Source organism: Streptomyces sp. H27-C3 (genome assembly GCF_030063415.1).
GTDB lineage: Bacteria > Actinomycetota > Actinomycetes > Streptomycetales > Streptomycetaceae > Streptomyces.
Genome location: NZ_JASITA010000011.1, coordinates 189,120 through 206,200 on the forward strand (window position 1 = coordinate 189,120; position 17,081 = coordinate 206,200).

Annotated in this window: 14 protein-coding genes; 4 read left to right on the forward strand and 10 right to left on the reverse strand. The window is 70.8% G+C overall.

What is annotated here, in order from left to right; all coding sequences use genetic code 11:
- Positions 1–68 precede the first annotated feature (68 nt).
- From QMK30_RS13730 to QMK30_RS13755, 6 genes are all read right to left on the reverse strand, one after another.
- Positions 69–488: a ribosomal maturation YjgA family protein gene (locus QMK30_RS13730; RefSeq protein ID WP_283517986.1), complete on the reverse strand. Its 420-nt coding sequence runs from the start codon at positions 486–488 to the stop codon at positions 69–71.
- 128 nt (positions 489–616) lie between these two features.
- Positions 617–1,768: an XdhC family protein gene (locus QMK30_RS13735; RefSeq protein ID WP_283517988.1), complete on the reverse strand. Its 1,152-nt coding sequence runs from the start codon at positions 1,766–1,768 to the stop codon at positions 617–619.
- Between the two features lie 38 nt (positions 1,769–1,806).
- Positions 1,807–3,288 (reverse strand): NCS2 family permease, encoded by a 1,482-nt coding sequence (locus QMK30_RS13740; protein ID WP_283517990.1) that lies wholly within the window; start codon positions 3,286–3,288, stop codon positions 1,807–1,809.
- A gap of 300 nt (positions 3,289–3,588) precedes the next feature.
- Positions 3,589–5,973, reverse strand: a complete 2,385-nt coding sequence (locus tag QMK30_RS13745; protein ID WP_283517991.1) for a xanthine dehydrogenase family protein molybdopterin-binding subunit — start codon at positions 5,971–5,973, stop codon at positions 3,589–3,591.
- Between the two features lie 5 nt (positions 5,974–5,978).
- Complete coding sequence (locus tag QMK30_RS13750) at positions 5,979–6,581, reverse strand: (2Fe-2S)-binding protein (protein ID WP_283517992.1); 603 nt, start codon at positions 6,579–6,581, stop codon at positions 5,979–5,981.
- A gap of 2 nt (positions 6,582–6,583) precedes the next feature.
- Positions 6,584–7,474: an FAD binding domain-containing protein gene (locus tag QMK30_RS13755; RefSeq protein ID WP_283517993.1), complete on the reverse strand. Its 891-nt coding sequence runs from the start codon at positions 7,472–7,474 to the stop codon at positions 6,584–6,586.
- Between the two features lie 253 nt (positions 7,475–7,727).
- On the opposite strand from QMK30_RS13755, the gene QMK30_RS13760 reads away from it, so the two are divergent.
- A complete protein-coding gene (locus QMK30_RS13760) occupies positions 7,728–9,440 on the forward strand; it encodes a PucR family transcriptional regulator (RefSeq protein WP_283517994.1) in 1,713 nt (570 codons plus the stop codon).
- Positions 9,441–9,671: 231 nt separating this feature from the next.
- Complete coding sequence (locus QMK30_RS13765) at positions 9,672–10,436, forward strand: hypothetical protein (RefSeq protein WP_283518022.1); 765 nt, start codon at positions 9,672–9,674, stop codon at positions 10,434–10,436.
- A 22-nt stretch (positions 10,437–10,458) separates the two neighbouring features.
- Here QMK30_RS13765 and QMK30_RS13770 read toward each other — a convergent pair whose 3' ends face one another.
- On the reverse strand, positions 10,459–11,205 hold the full coding sequence (locus QMK30_RS13770) for a GntR family transcriptional regulator (RefSeq protein ID WP_283517995.1): 747 nt from the start codon (positions 11,203–11,205) through the stop codon (positions 10,459–10,461).
- A gap of 124 nt (positions 11,206–11,329) precedes the next feature.
- Between QMK30_RS13770 and QMK30_RS13775 the strand changes: the two genes are divergently transcribed.
- Complete coding sequence (locus QMK30_RS13775; protein WP_283517997.1) at positions 11,330–12,190, forward strand: (2Fe-2S)-binding protein; 861 nt, start codon at positions 11,330–11,332, stop codon at positions 12,188–12,190.
- 192 nt (positions 12,191–12,382) lie between these two features.
- Positions 12,383–13,441 (forward strand): DUF2637 domain-containing protein, encoded by a 1,059-nt coding sequence (locus tag QMK30_RS13780; protein WP_283517999.1) that lies wholly within the window; start codon positions 12,383–12,385, stop codon positions 13,439–13,441.
- Positions 13,442–13,500: 59 nt separating this feature from the next.
- Here QMK30_RS13780 and QMK30_RS13785 read toward each other — a convergent pair whose 3' ends face one another.
- The 3 genes from QMK30_RS13785 to QMK30_RS13795 form a co-directional block, all read right to left on the reverse strand.
- Positions 13,501–14,013 (reverse strand): ATP-binding protein, encoded by a 513-nt coding sequence (locus tag QMK30_RS13785; RefSeq protein WP_283518001.1) that lies wholly within the window; start codon positions 14,011–14,013, stop codon positions 13,501–13,503.
- A gap of 145 nt (positions 14,014–14,158) precedes the next feature.
- Positions 14,159–15,901 carry a pyruvate dehydrogenase gene (locus QMK30_RS13790; protein WP_283518003.1) on the reverse strand — a complete coding sequence of 581 codons (1,743 nt, stop codon included), beginning with the start codon at positions 15,899–15,901 and terminating at the stop codon, positions 14,159–14,161.
- Positions 15,902–15,981: 80 nt separating this feature from the next.
- Positions 15,982–17,081 (reverse strand): protein phosphatase 2C domain-containing protein (locus QMK30_RS13795; RefSeq protein ID WP_283518005.1); only part of this gene is annotated, 1,100 nt, incomplete at its 5' end.

The following is a 17,081-nucleotide window of genomic DNA, read 5'->3' on the forward strand; positions in this document are numbered from 1 at the left end:
GCGCACGCGTCGCTCCATGGTCGCGAGGGAGGGTTGGGAGCGCTCCCAACCACCCCGCGCATCCCACATCAGGGCGCGTGGCGCAGGCCGCTCGGGCGGGGCACCACGGTGCATATGAGCAGGAAGAGGCCCGCGCCGACCACGTACCAGAACAGATCCGGCGCGTTGAAGGTCGAGCCGAGGACCAGCCGGGCAATGATGCTGCGCTGCGACAACTCGGCTGCTACTCCGGCGAGTTGGCCCAGCTCGATCAGCCAGCTGAGGCCGAGACCGACAGCGGCGGCCACCCGGCGCATCCCGGGTGCGGGCGCGATCAGGACCACGAGTGTGCTCAGAAGGACGGTGTAGAGCGCGTCACCCGCGTACTTGGCGATGTCTCCGTCCGCGACCGCCCTGATGCCAAGTCCGGCGCAGAGCGTCACGGCGGCGGCCCCGGCCGCGACGAGGCGGGTGCGGCGGCGCTCGGTCGTAGCGGTCGTAGCAGGCACGGCGGTCACAGTCGCCACTCTAGATCCTGCGCCCCGTCGGGCCGGCGGGCCGATGTCCCGGGTCCCGGCTCTGTCGGCGTCGGCCGTCAGGCATCCGGCATCCGGCATCCGGAATCACACATCGTCCGTCAGGCGACGGACCCTATCCGCCCCGCCGGCTCCCGAGGGCCCTCGTGGTGGATGGGGGTGTGCGCGCCGGTGAGGGAGACTCCGGTGCCGCCGCGCCGGGCGGCGACGATCTCCGCGGCGATGGACAGGGCCGTCTCCTCCGGCGTACGGGCGCCGAGGTCGAGGCCGATCGGCGAGCGCAGGCGGGTCAGTTCGAGCTCGGTGACGCCGACCTCACGCAGCCGCTTGTTGCGGTCCTGGTGGGTGCGGCGGGAGCCCATCGCGCCGACGTAGGCGACGGGAAGCTTGAGGGCCAGTTCCAGGAGCGGAACGTCGAACTTGGCGTCGTGGGTAAGTACGCACAGCACGGTGCGGCCGTCGGTGGCGGTCGACTCCAGGTAGCGGTGCGGCCAGTCGACGACGATCTCGTCGGCCTCCGGGAAGCGCGCCTCGGTGGCGAAGACGGGCCGGGCATCGCACACGGTCACGTGGTAGTTCAGGAATTTGCCGACCCGTACCAGCGCGGCGGCGAAGTCGATGGCGCCGAAGACGATCATGCGCGGGGCGGGCACGCTCGACTCGACCAGCAGGGTCAGCGGCCGGCCGCACAGTCTGCCGTCGGCGCCGATCTCCAGGGTCGCGGTCCGCCCGGCGTCCAGCATCGCGCGGGCCTCGTCGGCGACCGCGCGATCCAGCTCCGGATGTCCGCCGAGGCTTCCCTCGTACGCCCCGTCGGTCCGTACGAGAAGGGCGCGGCCCATGAGCTCGGCCGGTCCGTCGGTGACCCGCGCGACCGCCGCCGCCTCCCCGCCGGCGGCGGCGGACAGCGCGGCGGTGAACACCTCCCTGCCGGGAGAGTCCACACGTACGGACGTGACGAGTATGTCGATGACTCCGCCGCAGGTCAGACCCACGGCGAAGGCATCCTCGTCGCTGTAGCCGAAGCGTTCCAGAACGGTCTCGCCGTCCTGGAGCGCCTGCTGGCACAGCTCGTAGACCGCGCCTTCCACACAGCCGCCGGAGACCGACCCGATCGCCGTGCCGTCGCTGTCGACGGCCAGGGCGGCGCCAGGCTGCCGGGGTGAGCTTCCGTTCGTCGCCACGACCGTGGCGACGGCGAAGTCACGTCCCTGCTCGACCCACCGGTTGAGTTCTTCGGCGATGTCCAGCATGGCTGTCTCCTTACGGGGTGGGGAAGGGAGGCGGGTCGCTACTTGACGCCCAGCCAGCCCTCGATGGGATGGAGCGCGAAGTAGGCGAGGAAGACGACGGCCAGCACCCACATCAGCCAGCCCACTTCACGAACCTTGCCCTGTGTGGCCTTGATCAGCACGTGGGCGATGACGCCGGCGGCGATACCCGCGGTGATGGAGTAGGTGAACGGCATCAGCACAGTGGTCAGGAAGACCGGGATGGAGGTCGCCGCGTCGTCCCAGTCGATGTGCTTGGCGTTGGTCAGCATCATCGCGCCGATGACGACCAGCGCGGCGGCTGCGACCTGCGTCGGGATGACCTGGGCGAGCGGGGTGAAGAAGAGGCAGAGCGTGAAGGCGAGACCGGTGATCACGCTGGCGAAGCCGGTGCGCGCGCCGTCGCCGACGCCCGCCGTGGACTCGACGAACACGGTCTGGCCGGAGGCTCCGGCGAGGCCGCCGATCGCGCCGCCCGCACCGTCGATGGCCAGGGCCTTGTTGAGGCCGGGCATCTTGCCGTTCTTGTCGGCGAGGCCGGCCTGCTGGCCGATGCCGATGATGGTGCCCATGGCGTCGAAGAAGCCGGCCAGCACCAGGGTGAAGACGATCACGCCGACGGTGATGCCGCCGACGTTGCCGATGCCGTCGAAGGAGACCTTGCCGAAGAGGCCGAAGTCGGGGCTGCTGACGATGGAGCCGGTGATCTCGGGGGCGTTCAGACCGCCCCAGGCCTTCCTGTCGAGGCCCGCGAACTGGTGGACCAGCGCGGCGAACACGGTGCCGCCGACGATGCCGATGAGGATCGCGCCGGGGACCTTGCGCACCTGGAGCAGGAAGATCAGCACGACGGTGAAGGCGAAGCACAGCACCGGCCAGCCGGTCAGCATGTCGGCGGTGCCGAGCTGGATCGGCTTGGCTCCGGCGATGCCGCCGTCGCCTGGCATGGAGGTGACGAAGCCGGCCTGCACCAGACCGATGAGGCAGACGAAGAGGCCGATGCCCATGGTGATGGCGTGCTTGAGCGCCAGCGGGATGGCGTTCATGATCAGTTCACGCAGACCGGTGACGACCAGCAGGATGATCACGAGGCCGTAGATGACGCACATGGCCATCGCGTTGCCCCAGGTCATTTCCGGGGCGACCTGGAAGGCCATGACGGCCGAGACGCTGAGTCCCGCCGCGAGGGCCAGCGGCACATTGCCGATGAAGCCCATCACGAGGGTGGTCGCGGCGGCGGCGAAGACCGTCGCGGTGGTCAGCTGGTCCCCGTCGAGCCTGGCGCCCGTGGCGTCGGGCACCGAGAGGATGACCGGGTTGAGCAGGATGATGTAGGCCATCGCCATGAAGGTGGTGATGCCGCCGCGCACCTCGCGGGCGACCGTGGACCCTCTGTGCGTTATGTGGAAGTAGCGGTCGAGCCAGGACCGGCCGGCGGGCTGGCGCGTTCCCGCGCCTGCTTCCTCCGCCGTCGTCTTCGGCTCTGTGGACTGCTGGGTCATGATGCCTGACTCCCAAGGTTCAAAGGGGCACCCGCGTGGAGATTGGAGATACGGGATTTGGGATGCTGCCGATGGCTGCACGACCCGGGGGACGGCCCGAGACGAACGGGATGAGCGGTTACTGAGGGTTCTGTTCTTCAGTGCTCTGTCGTCAGTGCTCTGTCGTCAGTGCTCTGTGGTGCGTGTGGTGCGTGGTGCTAAGAACCGCGAGCGGTGCGGTACTTGTGGCCCCGGGCGGCGCAGGCGGCGGAAGTGTGACGTTCCTGGAAGCTTGACGCCGCCCGGGGAGCTTGGGTGGACTCAGGTGCCCGTGAGGTGCTCGGGCCGTACCGGCGTCCTGTTGAGTTCCAGACCGGTCGCGTTCCGGATCGCCGCGAGGACGGCCGGGGTGGACGAGAGGGTCGGGGCCTCGCCGATGCCGCGCAGTCCGTACGGCGCGTTCTCATCGGCCAGTTCGAGTACGTCGACGGGGATCGTCGGCGTGTCGAGGATGGTGGGGATCAGGTAGTCCGTGAAGGAGGGGTTGCGCACCTTCGCGGTCACCGGGTCGACGATGATCTCCTCCATGACCGCGACGCCCAGGCCCTGGGTGGTGCCACCCTGGATCTGGCCGACGACGGACAGCGGGTTGAGCGCCTTGCCGACGTCCTGGGCGCAGGACAGCTCGATGACCTTGACCAGGCCGAGCTCGGTGTCCACCTCGACAACCGCGCGGTGCGCGGCGAACGAGTACTGGACGTGGCCGTTGCCCTGGCCCGTACGCAGGTCGAAGGCCTCGGTGGGCCGGTGGCGCCACTCCAGCTCCAGGTCGACCGACTCGCCTTCGAGTACGTCGACCAGGTCGGCGAGGACTTCGCCGCCGTCGGTGACGACCTTGCCGCCTTCGAGCAGCAGCTCGGCGGTGGCCCAGGCGGGGTGGTACGAGCCGAACTTGGCGCGGCCGATCTCCAGGACCTTCTCGCGGACGTTCTCGCAGGTGTTCTTCACCGCGCCGCCCGTGACGTACGTCTGACGGGACGCCGAGGTGGAGCCCGCCGAGCCGACCTGGGTGTCGGCCGGGTGGATGGTCACCTGGGTGACGCCGAGCTCGGTGCGGGCGATCTGCGCGTGAACGGTGACGCCTCCCTGGCCGACCTCCGCCATCGCGGTGTGCACGGTCGCGACCGGCTCGCCGTTGATGACCTCCATCCGCACCCGGGCGGTGGAGTAGTCGTCGAAGCCCTCGGAGAAGCCGACGTTCTTGATGCCGACCGCGTAGCCGATACCCCGTACGACACCTTCGCCGTGCGTGGTGTTGGACAGTCCGCCGGGCAGGGCGCGGACGTCCGGCTGCTCGCCGGCCGCGAGCCACTGCTGCTCGGGCGGCAGCGGCCTGGCCTTGATGCGGCGCAGCAGCTCGGCCACGGGGGCCGGGGAGTCGCACGGCTGTCCGGTCGGCAGCAGCGTGCCCTGCTCCATGGCGTTGAGCTGGCGGAACTCCACCGGATCCATGTCCAGCTTCGCCGCGAGCTTGTCCATCTGCGCCTCGTAGGCGAAGCACGCCTGAACCGCGCCGAAGCCGCGCATGGCGCCGCAGGGCGGGTTGTTGGTGTAGAGCGCGAGGGCCTCGATGTCGACGTCCTCGATGACGTACGGGCCCACCGAGAGGGACGAGGCGTTGCCGACGACGGCCGGGGAGGCCGAGGCGTAGGCGCCGCCGTCCAGCACGATCCGGCACTTCATGTGCGTGATCTTGCCGTCCTTGGTGGCGCCGTGCTCGTACCAGAGCTTCGCCGGGTGGCGGTGCACATGGCCGAAGAAGGACTCGAACCGGTTGTAGACGATCTTGACCGGCTTGCCGGTGCGCAGCGCGAGGAGGCTCGCGTGGATCTGCATCGACAGGTCCTCGCGACCGCCGAAGGCACCGCCGACGCCGGAGAGCGTCAGGCGGACCTTGTCCTCGGGCAGGCCGAGGACGGGGGCGATCTGCTTGAGGTCCGAGTGCAACCACTGGGTGGCGACATAGAGGTCGATGCCGCCGTCCTCGCCGGGCACGGCGAGACCGGACTCCGGGCCGAGGAACGCCTGGTCCTGCATGCCGAAGACGTAGTCGCCGGAGACGATGACGTCGGCGCGCTTGGCGGCCTCGTCGGCGTCGCCGCGCACGATCGGCTGGCGGTGCACGATGTTGGGGTGCGTGACGTGACCGATGTGGTGGTCGTCGCGGCCCTCGTGGATCAGGATCGCGTCGGGGGCGGTCGCGGCTGCCTCGTTGGTGATGACCGGCAGGTCGACGTACTCGATCTGGATCTTCGCGGCGGCGCGGCGCGCGGTCTCCGGGTGGTCGGCGGCGACGATCGCCACCGGCTCCCCGTGGTGGCGGACCTTGCCGTGGGCGAGAACCGGGGTGTCCTGGATCTCCAGACCGTAGTTCTTCACCGCGGTGGGCAGGTCGTCGTACGTCAGCACGGCGTAGACGCCGGGCATCGCCAGCGCCTCGGCGGTGTTGATCGACTTGATCTCGGCGTGCGCGACGGTGCTGCGCAGGGTGTGGCCCCACAGCATGTCCTCGTGCCACATGTCCGAGGAGTAGGCGAACTCCCCGGTGACCTTGAGGGTGCCGTCGGGGCGGAGCGTCGATTCGCCGATGCCGCCCTTGGTCTTGGAACCCTGGGTGATGTTCGTGGGTGTACCCGTGGTGGCCATCTCGCTCAGACCGTCTCTTCCTGACGGGCGGCCGCGAGGCGGACCGCGTCGAGGATCTTCTCGTAACCCGTGCAGCGGCACAGGTTGCCGGAGAGCGCCTCGCGGATGTCCTGGTCGGACGGGGACGGGTTCTTCTCCAGCATCTCGTCGGCCATGACGAGCAGGCCGGGGGTGCAGAAACCGCACTGCACGGCGCCCGCGTCGATGAACGCCTGCTGGATCGGCGACAGGTCGCCGCCCTCGCCGGTCTGGCCGTCGGAGGGCTTGGCCTGCCAGCGCTTGGCCTGGTCGACGGTGGTGCCGCAGGCGCCGGAGGCACCGGAGACGCAACCGCCGCCGGGGTGCTCGGCCGTGCGGTGCCCGGCGTAGTCCGCCAGGCCCTCGACGGTGACGACCTCGCGGCCCTCGACCTGGCCGGCGGCGACGAGGCAGGAACAGACCGGGACGCCGTCGAGGCGGACCGTACAGGAGCCGCACTCGCCCTGCTCACAGGCGTTCTTGGAGCCGGGGAGCCCCATGCGCTCGCGCAGGACGTAGAGGAGGGACTCGCCCTCCCAGACGTCGTCGGCCTCGTGCTTACGGCCATTGACCGTGAAATTTACTCGCATGGTTACGCAGCTCCTTCCAGCGTGCGGCCGGCGCCGCGGTACTGCTCCCAGGTCCAGCCCAGCGTGCGGCGGGCCATGATGCCGACCGCGTGCCTGCGGTACTTCGCGGTGCCGCGCACATCGTCGATCGGGTTGCAGGAACCGGAGGCCAGCTCCGCGAACTGCTTGGCGATGGACGGCGTGATGATCTTGCCGCTCTCCCAGAAGCCGCCTTCTTCGAGCGCGGCGTTCAGGAAGTCCTCGGCGGCGCGGGCGCGCACCGGGGTGGGGGCGGCGGAGCCGATGCCGGTCTTCACCGTGCGGGTCTCCGGGTGCAGCGCCAGGCCGAAGGCGCAGACGGCGATGACCATCGCGTTGCGCGTGCCGACCTTGGAGTACTGCTGCGGCCCGTCGGCCTTCTTGATGTGCACCCATTTGATGAGCTCGTCCGGCTCCATCGCGTTGCGCTTGACGCCGGTGTAGAAGTCGTCGATCGGGATGCGGCGGCTGCCGCGTACCGACTCGACCTCGACCTCGGCGCCCGCGGCGAGCAGCGCCGGGTGGGCGTCGCCGGCCGGGGACGCGGTGCCCAGGTTGCCGCCGACGCCGCCGCGGTTGCGGATCTGCGGCGAGGCGACGGTGTGCGAGGCGAGCGCGAGGCCGGGCAGTTCGGGCCTGAGGTGCTCCATGATCTGCGCGTACGGGACGGAGGCGCCGAGCCGGACACTCTCCTCGCCGACCTCCCACTCCCGCAGCAGGCCGATGCGGTTCAGATCCAGGAGGTACTCCGGCCGACGGTGGTCGAAGTTGATCTCGACCATGATGTCGGTGCCACCCGCGATCGGCGCAGCTGAGGGGTGCTCTGCCTTAGCGGCGAGCGCCTCCTCCCAGCTGGCGGGGCGAAGGAAGTCCATGAGCGGCTCTCTTCTCGGTATTCGGGTCGTTCAGTTCAAGCCAACAGGCCGATGGGCCTCTCGACGAAACGTTCATGTGCTGTTAACGCGGTGTGGCCCAAGTACACAAGCCGTGCTCCGCCTGGTGCAGTCACCGAAACCATGAAGGAGTTGGCTGGCCGACTCTCATGTCTTGTAGATTCATATGAAAGGCGGGGCTCAGTAACCTCACCGTTTTCCACCGGCAACAACGAGACAGATCGGCGGCGACGCCATGCGGCTGCGCGCACTGCTGGAAACCGATGCGCTGGGCCTGCGGCTACTGGGCGGCGAGGACGAGCTCGACCGCACGGTGCGTGGGGTCATGACCACCGACCTGCGGGATCCCAGCCGTTATCTCACAGGGGGCGAACTGGTGCTTACCGGACTCGCCTGGCGGCGTGACGCCGCGGATTCTGAGCCTTTCGTACGAATCCTGGCGGGCGCGGGCGTCGCGGGGCTCGCGGCGGGCGAGGCCGAGATGGGCGCCATCCCCAGCGATCTCGTCGAGGCGTGTATGCGCCATCGGCTGCCACTTTTCGCGGTCACCGAGGCCGTTGCCTTCGCAACCATTACCGAGCATGTGGTGCGCCAGGTGTCCGGCGAGCGGGCGGGCGACCTGGCTGCGGTCGTCGACCGGCACCGCAGGCTGATGACCTCGGGCCCGGCGGGCGGCGGCCCGGAGGTGGTGCTCGACCTGCTCACCTCCGACCTCGACCTGCGGGCCTGGGTGCTCTCCCCCACCGGCCGACAGATCGCGGGCGCGGGTGCGCCGCTGCCGCCCGCCGTGAGCGCGGCGCTCGCGGGCGAGCACCTGGCCGCGGTCAGGACCGGGCGCCGCGGCCCGCACCGGACCGCCGTCCAGGGCACGACGTACTCGCTGTTCCCGATCCGCGGAGCCGGGCGCGGCGCGAGCCCGGTGGCGGCCTCCCGCGATGTGCGCGAGACGGTGCTGTCCGACTGGCTGCTGGCCGTCGAGGCGGACGCGGGCGAGTGGCCCGCCGCCCGGCTCGACCTGCTCCAGGGCGTGACGCAGCTGATCGCCGTGGAGCGCGACCGGCGCGACGCGGCCCGTACGGTACGACGCAGGCTCGCCCAGGAGGTGCTGGAGCTGGTACAGGCCGGCGCGCCCCCCGCGGAGATCGCGGCGCGGCTGCGGGTGGCCGCGCCGGTACTGCTGCCGGGGCTCGGCTCCGCGCCGCACTGGCAGGTCGTGGTGGCGCGGGTCGACTGGAACGAGGGTGAGGAGATCCCGGCCGGTCCGGTCGCGCAGTCGCTCCTGGAGGAGATTCTGGTCGATCCGATGGTGGTGGGGTCCGACACCTCCGACCGGATCGCGGTGGCGCACGCGGGCGACGAGGCGATCGCGCTCGTACCGCTGGCGGCCGTGTCCTCGATCGGGGGCGACGGCGCCGGCGTGGACGGCGAGGGCGACGGCGAGGCCCGGATGCTCGGGCTGCACGCCGATGTGCTGCTCGAAGCGGTGCGTGCGCCGCTGTCGGGCGGCCTGGCCGACGACGGCCGGCTGACCCTGGGTGTCAGTGCCGCCGTGAACTCGGCGGAGGGGCTGCGCGGGGCGCTGGAGGAGGCCAGGCACGCCCGCCGGGTGGCGGCGGCGCGGCCCGGCCGGGTGTGCGCGGCGGGCCACCACGAGCTGGCGTCGCACGTCCTGCTGCTGCCGTTCGTGCCGGACGACGTGCGGCGCGCCTTCACCGCGCGGCTGCTGGACCCGCTGCGCGACTACGACCGGCGCCACCGCGCGGAGCTCGTACCCACGCTTGAGGCGTTCCTCGACTGCGACGGTTCGTGGACGCGCTGTGCGGCCCGGCTGCATCTGCACGTGAACACCCTGCGGTACCGGGTGGGCCGGATCGAGCAGCTGACGGGCCGTGACTTGTCGCGTCTTGAGGACAAGCTGGACTTCTTCCTCGCGCTGAGGATGAGCTAGGAGTCTCTGCTGGTCGGCCGGAGACCCCCGAGGGAGCCCCCGGTCGGCCGTACGGGTGCCTCCTGGGAGTGCCGCCCGGCCGGCCGGATGCCCCAAACCGGGCTCTTCCGCCCACCCTTTGTGAATCCGTTCACCAGACCCCTTGGCCCGGGGTGCCTATCCGTGCTGAGATTCGCCCACTACTCACAGCTCAATGGTGTGCTCGGGGAGGGCAATGTGGCGCAGTCCGCCATGTCTGGTTCCGGAATGACCGCAGGGGACGGAAGCCCACTCCAGACCGCTGTATGGCGGTTGCGCTCACGCGGTTGCTGGACGGACGCCGCGGCGTTGCTCGAACCACATGCGGCCACGCCGGCCGCCGCACTCCAGCGCGCGGCCCTGCTCGTCGAGCGCTGTCTGTTCACCGAGCAGGGCTGGGCCCAGGCTGAGGACGCCCTGCGCACCGCGGAGGCCGTCGCGCGGGAGGACGACGAACGCGGCGCCGCGGCCTGCGAACGCGGCCACCTCGCGTACGCCTCCACCGTGCTCGGCACCCGCGACCGCGCCGACGAGGCGCGCGCCGCGCTCGGCAGGGCCGCCGCGCTGCTGGCCCCCACCGCACCGGCCAGGCCGCTGCTCGACTTCCGCCGCGGCCTGATCGCCGAGCACATATCCGACTCCCCGCAGTCGGCCCGCGCCGCCTACCGCCGCGCCCACGCCGGGGCGACCTCGCAAGGCCAGACCCTGCTGCTCTCCTTCACCTGGCGCCACCTGGCCGGACTCTCCCTGCGCGAAGGGGAGTTGGCGGACGCCAGACACGGCTTCGCGGAGTCCCTCCGCATCCGGGAGGAGCTGGGATACCTGGTGGGCACGGCCCCAGCGCTCGCGGCTCTCGCCGGGGCGGAACCGGAGCCGGAGGCGACCCGGCTGCGCGCGGAGGCCGGTCGCCTGTTCCGGCTGCTGGACGGCGTCCCGACCTGGCTGGCGGCCCAGTTGACACCGCCGACGGCGGCATAGCGGTGCGGACAGCGGTCGGCGGTCACCGGTCGGCGCCCGCGAAGTGCTCCCGTACGAGTGACTGAACCAGCGTCAGATCCTGGGCGATCAGAGCGTCGAGCAGCGCCAGATGTTCCGAGGCGTCCGCGACGAGGTCCGCCCTGCGGCCCAGCGGGTCGCCGGTGGCCAGCGGCCACTGGGAGCGGCGGTGCAGTTCGTCGGCGACCGTCACCAACTGGCGGTTGCCGGCGAACTTGAGCACCGCCCGGTGGAAGGTCCGGTCCGACTCGGCGTACGCCGCGCGGTCCCCGGTGGCCGCCGCCGCCGAGGTGGCCTCGGCCAGCGGGCGCAGGGCACGCCAGTGGGCGGCCGGGACCGTTCGGGCCAGCCGGAGCATGACGGGAACTTCGATCAGGGCCCGTACCTCCGCCAGCTCGGCCAGCTCCAGGGCGCTGCGCACGGTGACGCGGAAGCCCCGGTTGGGGACGACCTCGACCGCGCCCTCCATGGCCAGCTGCTGCATGGCCTCGCGCACGGGGGTCGCCGAGACGCCGAAGCGGGCGCCGAGTCCGGGGCCCGAGTAGACCTCGCCCGGTACGAGCTCGCCGCTGACCAGGGCCGCGCGCAGGGCGTCGAGGATCTGGCCGCGCACGGAGTGGCGCTGAACGGCCCGGGGGGCGACGGGCTCACTATGTGTGTGCTCGCCGCGCGCCTGCTCCGGGACCCGGGTGGCGTAGTCGGGGGCGGGAACGTGTGGAGGTGCGACGCCCCACGGTCTGCCCTGGTCCATCCGGGTCCTCCTCCGGTGCCGTTGTCCCATATGCACGATAGGCGGGCAGGGGCACAGTTCAAACCTCGAATTGATCGGATAAGGTAAGGCTTACCTGCCAACGATCGCGATTCGGTGGTCCCGCATGACCGTCCACACGCTCTTCCCCGGCGTCACCGCATCCCCTGTCGCGGACTCGTACGCACGCCTCGCCGAGGTCTTCTCCGGCCTGCGGATCAGAGAGCTCGATGACGCCGAGCAGGCCCCGAGCGGCTCCGGCTGGGTAGGCGCACAGGATCTCGCGGCCGGTGGCGCCGCCCTGGACGCCTTCCTGGCCTGGGACAACGCACAGGTCCTGCGGGACTACGGCCAGCAGGCCCGCCCGGACGTGATCGCCAGCTTCGGTCTTCACCGGTACGCGTGGCCCGCCTGCCTGCTGATCACCGTGCCGTGGTTCCTGCGCCGCCGGGTGCCCCGCTTCCCCGTCGAGGACGTCGCCTTCCAGCGCACGCTGGGCCGGATGACCGTGCGGGTCAAGGAATTCGCCTGTCTGCCCGACGACCCCGCGGCCCGCCTCCCCGGCGCCCGCGTCGTACCGGACGAGGAGGCGCTGCGCGCCGAGGTCAGGGCGTCCGTCGCCGAGCACCTCGGGCCGGTGCTCGACGGCTTCGGTCCGCGGATGCGGCGCGGGAAGCGCGCCCTGTGGGGCATGGCGACGGACGAGATCGTCGAGGGGCTCTGGTACATCGCCCATCTCGTCGGCGAGGAGCGTCGCGCGATGTCGGAGCTGGAGCAGCTGCTGCCGGGTACGACCAAGCCGTACGCGGGCACCGCCGGTTTCCGTGAACTGACCGGGCCGAACGGCGAATCGCTGCCGACCCGGGACCGGGCGAGCTGCTGCCTCTTCTACACCCTGCGCCCCGAGGACACCTGCGTGACCTGCCCCCGGACGTGCGACGCCGAGCGGGTGCGCAAGCTCAGCCAGGAGGCGGCGGCAACCGCCTGACGGCACGCCACCCGATCGGGTGGCGTAAATCGAACCCAACCCTCTTTTCCCGTACGGCGGTTCGACCGGATCGCACTCATTCGCATGGCCGGGGACTCCCTTGGCGTCCTCTTGCGCCGAAAGCCCCTTTGTGTCACCGCGGTTTTGCCAATATGGCGCCGAAACGCCCTACCGCGATGCAAGGGACACCGCATGAGACTGACCGACATATCGCTGGACTGGCTGCTTCCGGGCGGCGTACTGCTCGCGGGGGTCCTGGCGGCGGTCGCGGTGCTCGCGCGCGGCAAGCGCGCCGGTGGCAAGGCAGCCGCGGCCGACGACACCTGGGAACGCACCGAGGAGCGGCGCAGGCGCAAGGAAGCGGTCTACGGCACCGCCTCGTATCTCCTTCTCTTCTGCTGTGCGGCGGTCGCCGCCGCACTCTCCTTCCACGGCCTGGTCGGCTTCGGCCGGCAAAACCTCAGCCTCTCCGGCGGCTGGGAGTACCTCGTCCCGTTCGGCCTCGACGGCGCGGCCATGTTCTGCTCGGTGCTCGCGGTCCGCGAGGCCAGCCACGGCGACGCGGCCCTCGGCTCGCGCCTGCTGGTGTGGACGTTCGCGGGGGCGGCGGCCTGGTTCAACTGGGTGCATGCGCCGCGGGGGTTGGACCACGCGGGCGCCCCGCAGTTCTTCGCGGGGATGTCGCTCTCGGCCGCGGTGCTTTTCGACCGCGCGCTCAAGCAGACCCGCAGGGCCGCGCTGCGCGAGCAGGGCCTGGTGCCACGCCCGTTGCCGCAGATCCGGATCGTTCGGTGGCTGAGGGCGCCCAGGGAGACCTTCGGCGCCTGGTCGCTGATGCTCCTTGAGGGCGTGCGCACCCTGGACGAGGCGGTCGAGGAGGTCCGCGAGGACCGGCGCGACAAGGAGCAGAACCGTATCCGCCGACGGGAGCACGAGAAGCTGGAGCGTGCCCAGTTGAAGGCGATCAACCGACAGCACAGGGCCTGGGGCCGGGGTCGCGGCGGTGGTCGGCAGGTCGAGATCACGGGTGGCAGCGCCGCCCCGAGCACAGGCTCCGCGCCGCAGGCCGTCGCGGAGCCTGCCATAGCAGAGCCAGGACAACTGCCGCTTCGGTCAAGGCCCTCCCTTCAGGCAGTGCAGGGAACTGACATGGTGACCGCCGACCTCACCGCCGAGGACGACACGCAGACCCTGCCGCGACTCGACTCCCTGGAGCAGAAACTGAAGGATCTGGAACAGCAATTCGGCTGAGCCGAGGCTCGGCGAGCAGTCCTGGACTGCGCACCCCGCCCGGGTGGCGGACCGGCCCGTTACGCCGATCCGCCACCTTTCAGGTCGAGTCCACCGCCATCGAGGTCCAGATCGAACCAGACGACCTTGCCCACACCCTGCGCGCGTACCCCCCAGGCGTCCGCGAGGGCCTGCACCAGCATCAGTCCCCTGCCGTGCGTGCTGTCACCACCGGCCGCCACATGCATGGTGGGGTGCCGGGCCACGAAGTCCCTTACCTCCACGCGCAGTTTGAAGGCGGTGAGGGTGACCGTGACCTCGGCGTCGTGTTCGGTGTGCACGAGAGCGTTGGTCACCATCTCGGTGGTGAGCAGCTCGGCCGTCTCGGCGCGGCCCGGGTCTCCCCGGAGCCGCAGTAACTCACGCAGCGCGCGCCTCACTTCGGGAACCGCCGCGAGATCCGAACGCCCCAGCCGACGTCGAAGATGACCCAGCCTGCCGTCTGCCTTCTCCTCGGCCGCCTCCACCGCCTCCGGCGCGTCCGACGACCCGTGCGTAACTGCCCTTCGTCCGCCCGCCTGGTGCCTTGCCATAGCCCCCGCCCGCACGCTGGATCGGTCCCCTCTCTCGAACAGGTTCACGAGATGCATGCCCCGCAGGCGGAAGCGGCACGCATGTGCATTTATCAACAAGCAGTCAGGAATGGCTCGTTGTCGCCTTGCCGTGGACGCGCCGGACCTACGGCCTCGGCACGTTGCGCAGATTGGAGCGGGCCATCTGGAGCATCCGTCCCACCCCGCCGTCCAGTACGACCTTGCCGGCGGACAGCGCGAACCCCGTGACCATCTCCTTGCGGATCTTGGGAGGGATGGAGAGCGCGTTCGGGTCGGTGACCACATCCACCAGGGCCGGGCCCTTGTGCTTGAAGGCGTCCTTGAGCGCGCCCGCAAGCTGCTTGGGCTTCTCGACGCGCACGCCGTAGGCGCCGCAGGCTCGGGCGACCGCCGCGAAGTCCGGGTTCTTGTTGGTCGTTCCGAACGACGGCAGGCCGTCCACCATCATTTCCAGCTCGACCATGCCGAGGGAGGAGTTGTTGAAGACGATCACCTTCACCGGCAGGTCGTACTGCACGAGGGTGAGGAAGTCGCCCATCAGCATGGTGAATCCGCCGTCGCCGGACATGGAGATCACCTGACGGTTGAGGTCGGTGAACTGGGCGCCGATCGCCTGCGGCATCGCGTTGGCCATCGAGCCGTGGGTGAACGAACCGATGACGTTGCGGCGCCCGTTCGGCGTGATGTAGCGGGCCGCCCACACATTGCACATGCCGGTGTCGACCGTGAACACGGCGTCGTCGTCGGCCAGTTCATCGAGGACCGAAGCGACGAACTCGGGGTGGATCGGGACCTGCTTGTCGGTCTTGCGGGTGTACGCCTTCACGACGCCTTCGAGAGCGTCCGCGTGCTTCTTCAGCATCCGGTCGAGGAACTTGCGGTCGGGTTTGGCCCTCACCCTCGGGGTCAGACACCGCAGCGTTTCCCGTACGTCGCCCCAGATCGCCAGGTCGAGCTTGGAGCGGCGGCCCAGGCGCTCGGGCCGCACATCCACCTGGACGATCTTCACGTCGTCCGGCAGGAAGTCGTAGTACGGGAAGTCGGTGCCCAGCAGGATCAGCAGATCGCACTCGTGCGTGGCCTCGTACGCGGCGCCGTAGCCGAGCAGCCCGCTCATACCGACGTCGTACGGGTTGTCGTACTGGATCCACTGCTTGCCGCGCAGGGCGTGCCCGACCGGGGACTTGACCCGCTCGGCGAACTCCATGACCTCCGCGTGCGCGCCCGCCGTCCCGCTGCCGCAGAACAGCGTCACCCGCTTCGCCTCGTCGATCATCCGGGCGAATTTCTCGATCTCCGCCTCGCCGGGGCGGACCGTCGGGCGCGTGGTGACCAGCGCGTGCTCGATGGCCCGCTCGGAGACCTCGGCGGACGCGACATCACCGGGCAGCGCCACCACGCTGACCCCGCTGCGGCCGATCGCGTGCTGGATCGCGGTCTGCAGAACACGCGGCATCTGCTGGGTACTGGAGATCAGCTCGCTGTAGTGGCTGCACTCGCGGAAGAGCTGATCGGGGTGGGTCTCCTGGAAGAAGCCCAGGCCGATCTCGCCGGACGGGATGTGCGAGGCGAGGGCGATGACCGGAGCCATCGAGCGGTGGGCGTCGTAGAGGCCGTTGATGAGGTGCAGATTGCCCGGGCCGCAGGATCCGGCGCAGGCCGCGAGCTTGCCGGTGACCTGCGCCTCCGCACTGGCGGCGAAGGCACCGACCTCCTCGTGCCTGACCTGGACCCAGTCGATCGCGGGCGTACGGCGGATCGCGTCGACGACCGGGTTGAGGCTGTCCCCGACCACGCCGTACAGGCGCTGCACCCCCGCGCGCACGAGGATGTCGACGAACTGCTCCGCCACCTTCTGCTTGGCCATGGAATGCGCACACCCTCTCGGGACATCGGCTGGTTCGGCGCGGCGCTGCCGCCGAGTCAATCAACCCATGGCGGGCACCGTTACGCCTCCCAGACCGCCACCGCGGTCCGGTCGTCCGCGTACCCCTTGACCCTGAGCCGGATGTCCGCGAGGTACTCCGCGAGACCCGGCGGATCGGCGCTCGCCCAACGCTCGGCGAGTTCATCGGCCAGTGCGGCCTCGCCCCGCAGGGGTTCGGCGAGGCCGCCGCTGCACAGCAGGAGGGTGTCACCCGGGCGGGCCACCGAGGCCCGGAAGCGGAAGGGCTCGGCGGGCGGCGGCCTGCTCTCGACGTACGGCGACGGGCCCGTCGTGATGCCGAGGTCCATGGTCAGACGGTCACCATCGGGGCTCTCGGCCGGGACCGAGCCGAAGCCGACGACGGGCTCGCCGACGACGGCCGCGGGCTCGGGTGCGAGGGGCTCGATGTCCTGCCAGGCGCCGTCGCGCAGCCGGAAGAGACCACCGCCGCCGGCGCCGAAGAAGACTCTGGTCCGGCACTGCGGGTCGGCGGACAGCAGCAGGCAGCGCAGGCTCGCGGTGTACTCCTCGGGCTCCAGGCCGAGGCCACCGGCCTGGGCGCGGAGCTTGCCGTAGCTGCGGTCGGTGAGGCGGTGCAGGCCCGACTTGAGGTCGCCCCTGTGGCCCGCCCTTATGTCGTCGGAGAGCCGGGCATGGCTGCGGCCGACGGCCTCACCGATCGACCGGCACGCGTCGGCTGCGGCCAGATGCGCGCTCTCCGAGGCGCGGGCCCCACTGGCCACCGCCACCAGGACAAGGGCGCCCTCCCCGCTGCCGAAGCGGGCGGTGAGCAGTGCGTCGCGCCGCGGCTCGCCCCGATAGCGGGCGGAGTCGCCGCGCACGGAGGCGCCGCGCAGGGTGTACGTGCCGTACTGGGCCCCGTCGAGCACGGTGTCCGCGACGAGGGTGTCCAGCTCGTGCGGGTCGGCGGAAGGCAGCGCGGTGGGCTCGGCGTCGTAGGTGGGTGGACCGTCCCCGACGTAGTCGCCCCGGGGCCAGCGTCCAGGGGCACCGCGCGGCGCGGCACCCGCCGGAGGTGGCGGCGGCTGGGCAGCGGCCGACCGGCGGGCGGCCCGGGTGGCGGGGCGCGGTGGCTCCGCCGAAGCGGGGGGGGGGTCGG

Excerpts from the sequence above, each read along its gene's own strand:
- QMK30_RS13735 (WP_283517988.1), bottom strand. The coding sequence starts at position 1,768 with ATGCTGGACATCGCCGAAGAACTCAACCGGTGGGTCGAGCAGGGACGT.
- QMK30_RS13740 (WP_283517990.1), bottom strand. The coding sequence starts at position 3,288 with ATGACCCAGCAGTCCACAGAGCCGAAGACGACGGCGGAGGAAGCAGGC.
- QMK30_RS13745 (WP_283517991.1), bottom strand. The coding sequence starts at position 5,973 with ATGGCCACCACGGGTACACCCACGAACATCACCCAGGGTTCCAAGACC.
- QMK30_RS13750 (WP_283517992.1), bottom strand. The coding sequence starts at position 6,581 with ATGCGAGTAAATTTCACGGTCAATGGCCGTAAGCACGAGGCCGACGAC.
- QMK30_RS13755 (WP_283517993.1), bottom strand. The coding sequence starts at position 7,474 with ATGGACTTCCTTCGCCCCGCCAGCTGGGAGGAGGCGCTCGCCGCTAAG.
- QMK30_RS13760 (WP_283517994.1), top strand. The coding sequence starts at position 7,728 with ATGCGGCTGCGCGCACTGCTGGAAACCGATGCGCTGGGCCTGCGGCTA.
- QMK30_RS13765 (WP_283518022.1), top strand. The coding sequence starts at position 9,672 with ATGTCTGGTTCCGGAATGACCGCAGGGGACGGAAGCCCACTCCAGACC.
- QMK30_RS13770 (WP_283517995.1), bottom strand. The coding sequence starts at position 11,205 with ATGGACCAGGGCAGACCGTGGGGCGTCGCACCTCCACACGTTCCCGCC.
- QMK30_RS13775 (WP_283517997.1), top strand. The coding sequence starts at position 11,330 with ATGACCGTCCACACGCTCTTCCCCGGCGTCACCGCATCCCCTGTCGCG.
- QMK30_RS13780 (WP_283517999.1), top strand. The coding sequence starts at position 12,383 with ATGAGACTGACCGACATATCGCTGGACTGGCTGCTTCCGGGCGGCGTA.
- QMK30_RS13785 (WP_283518001.1), bottom strand. The coding sequence starts at position 14,013 with ATGGCAAGGCACCAGGCGGGCGGACGAAGGGCAGTTACGCACGGGTCG.
- QMK30_RS13790 (WP_283518003.1), bottom strand. The coding sequence starts at position 15,901 with ATGGCCAAGCAGAAGGTGGCGGAGCAGTTCGTCGACATCCTCGTGCGC.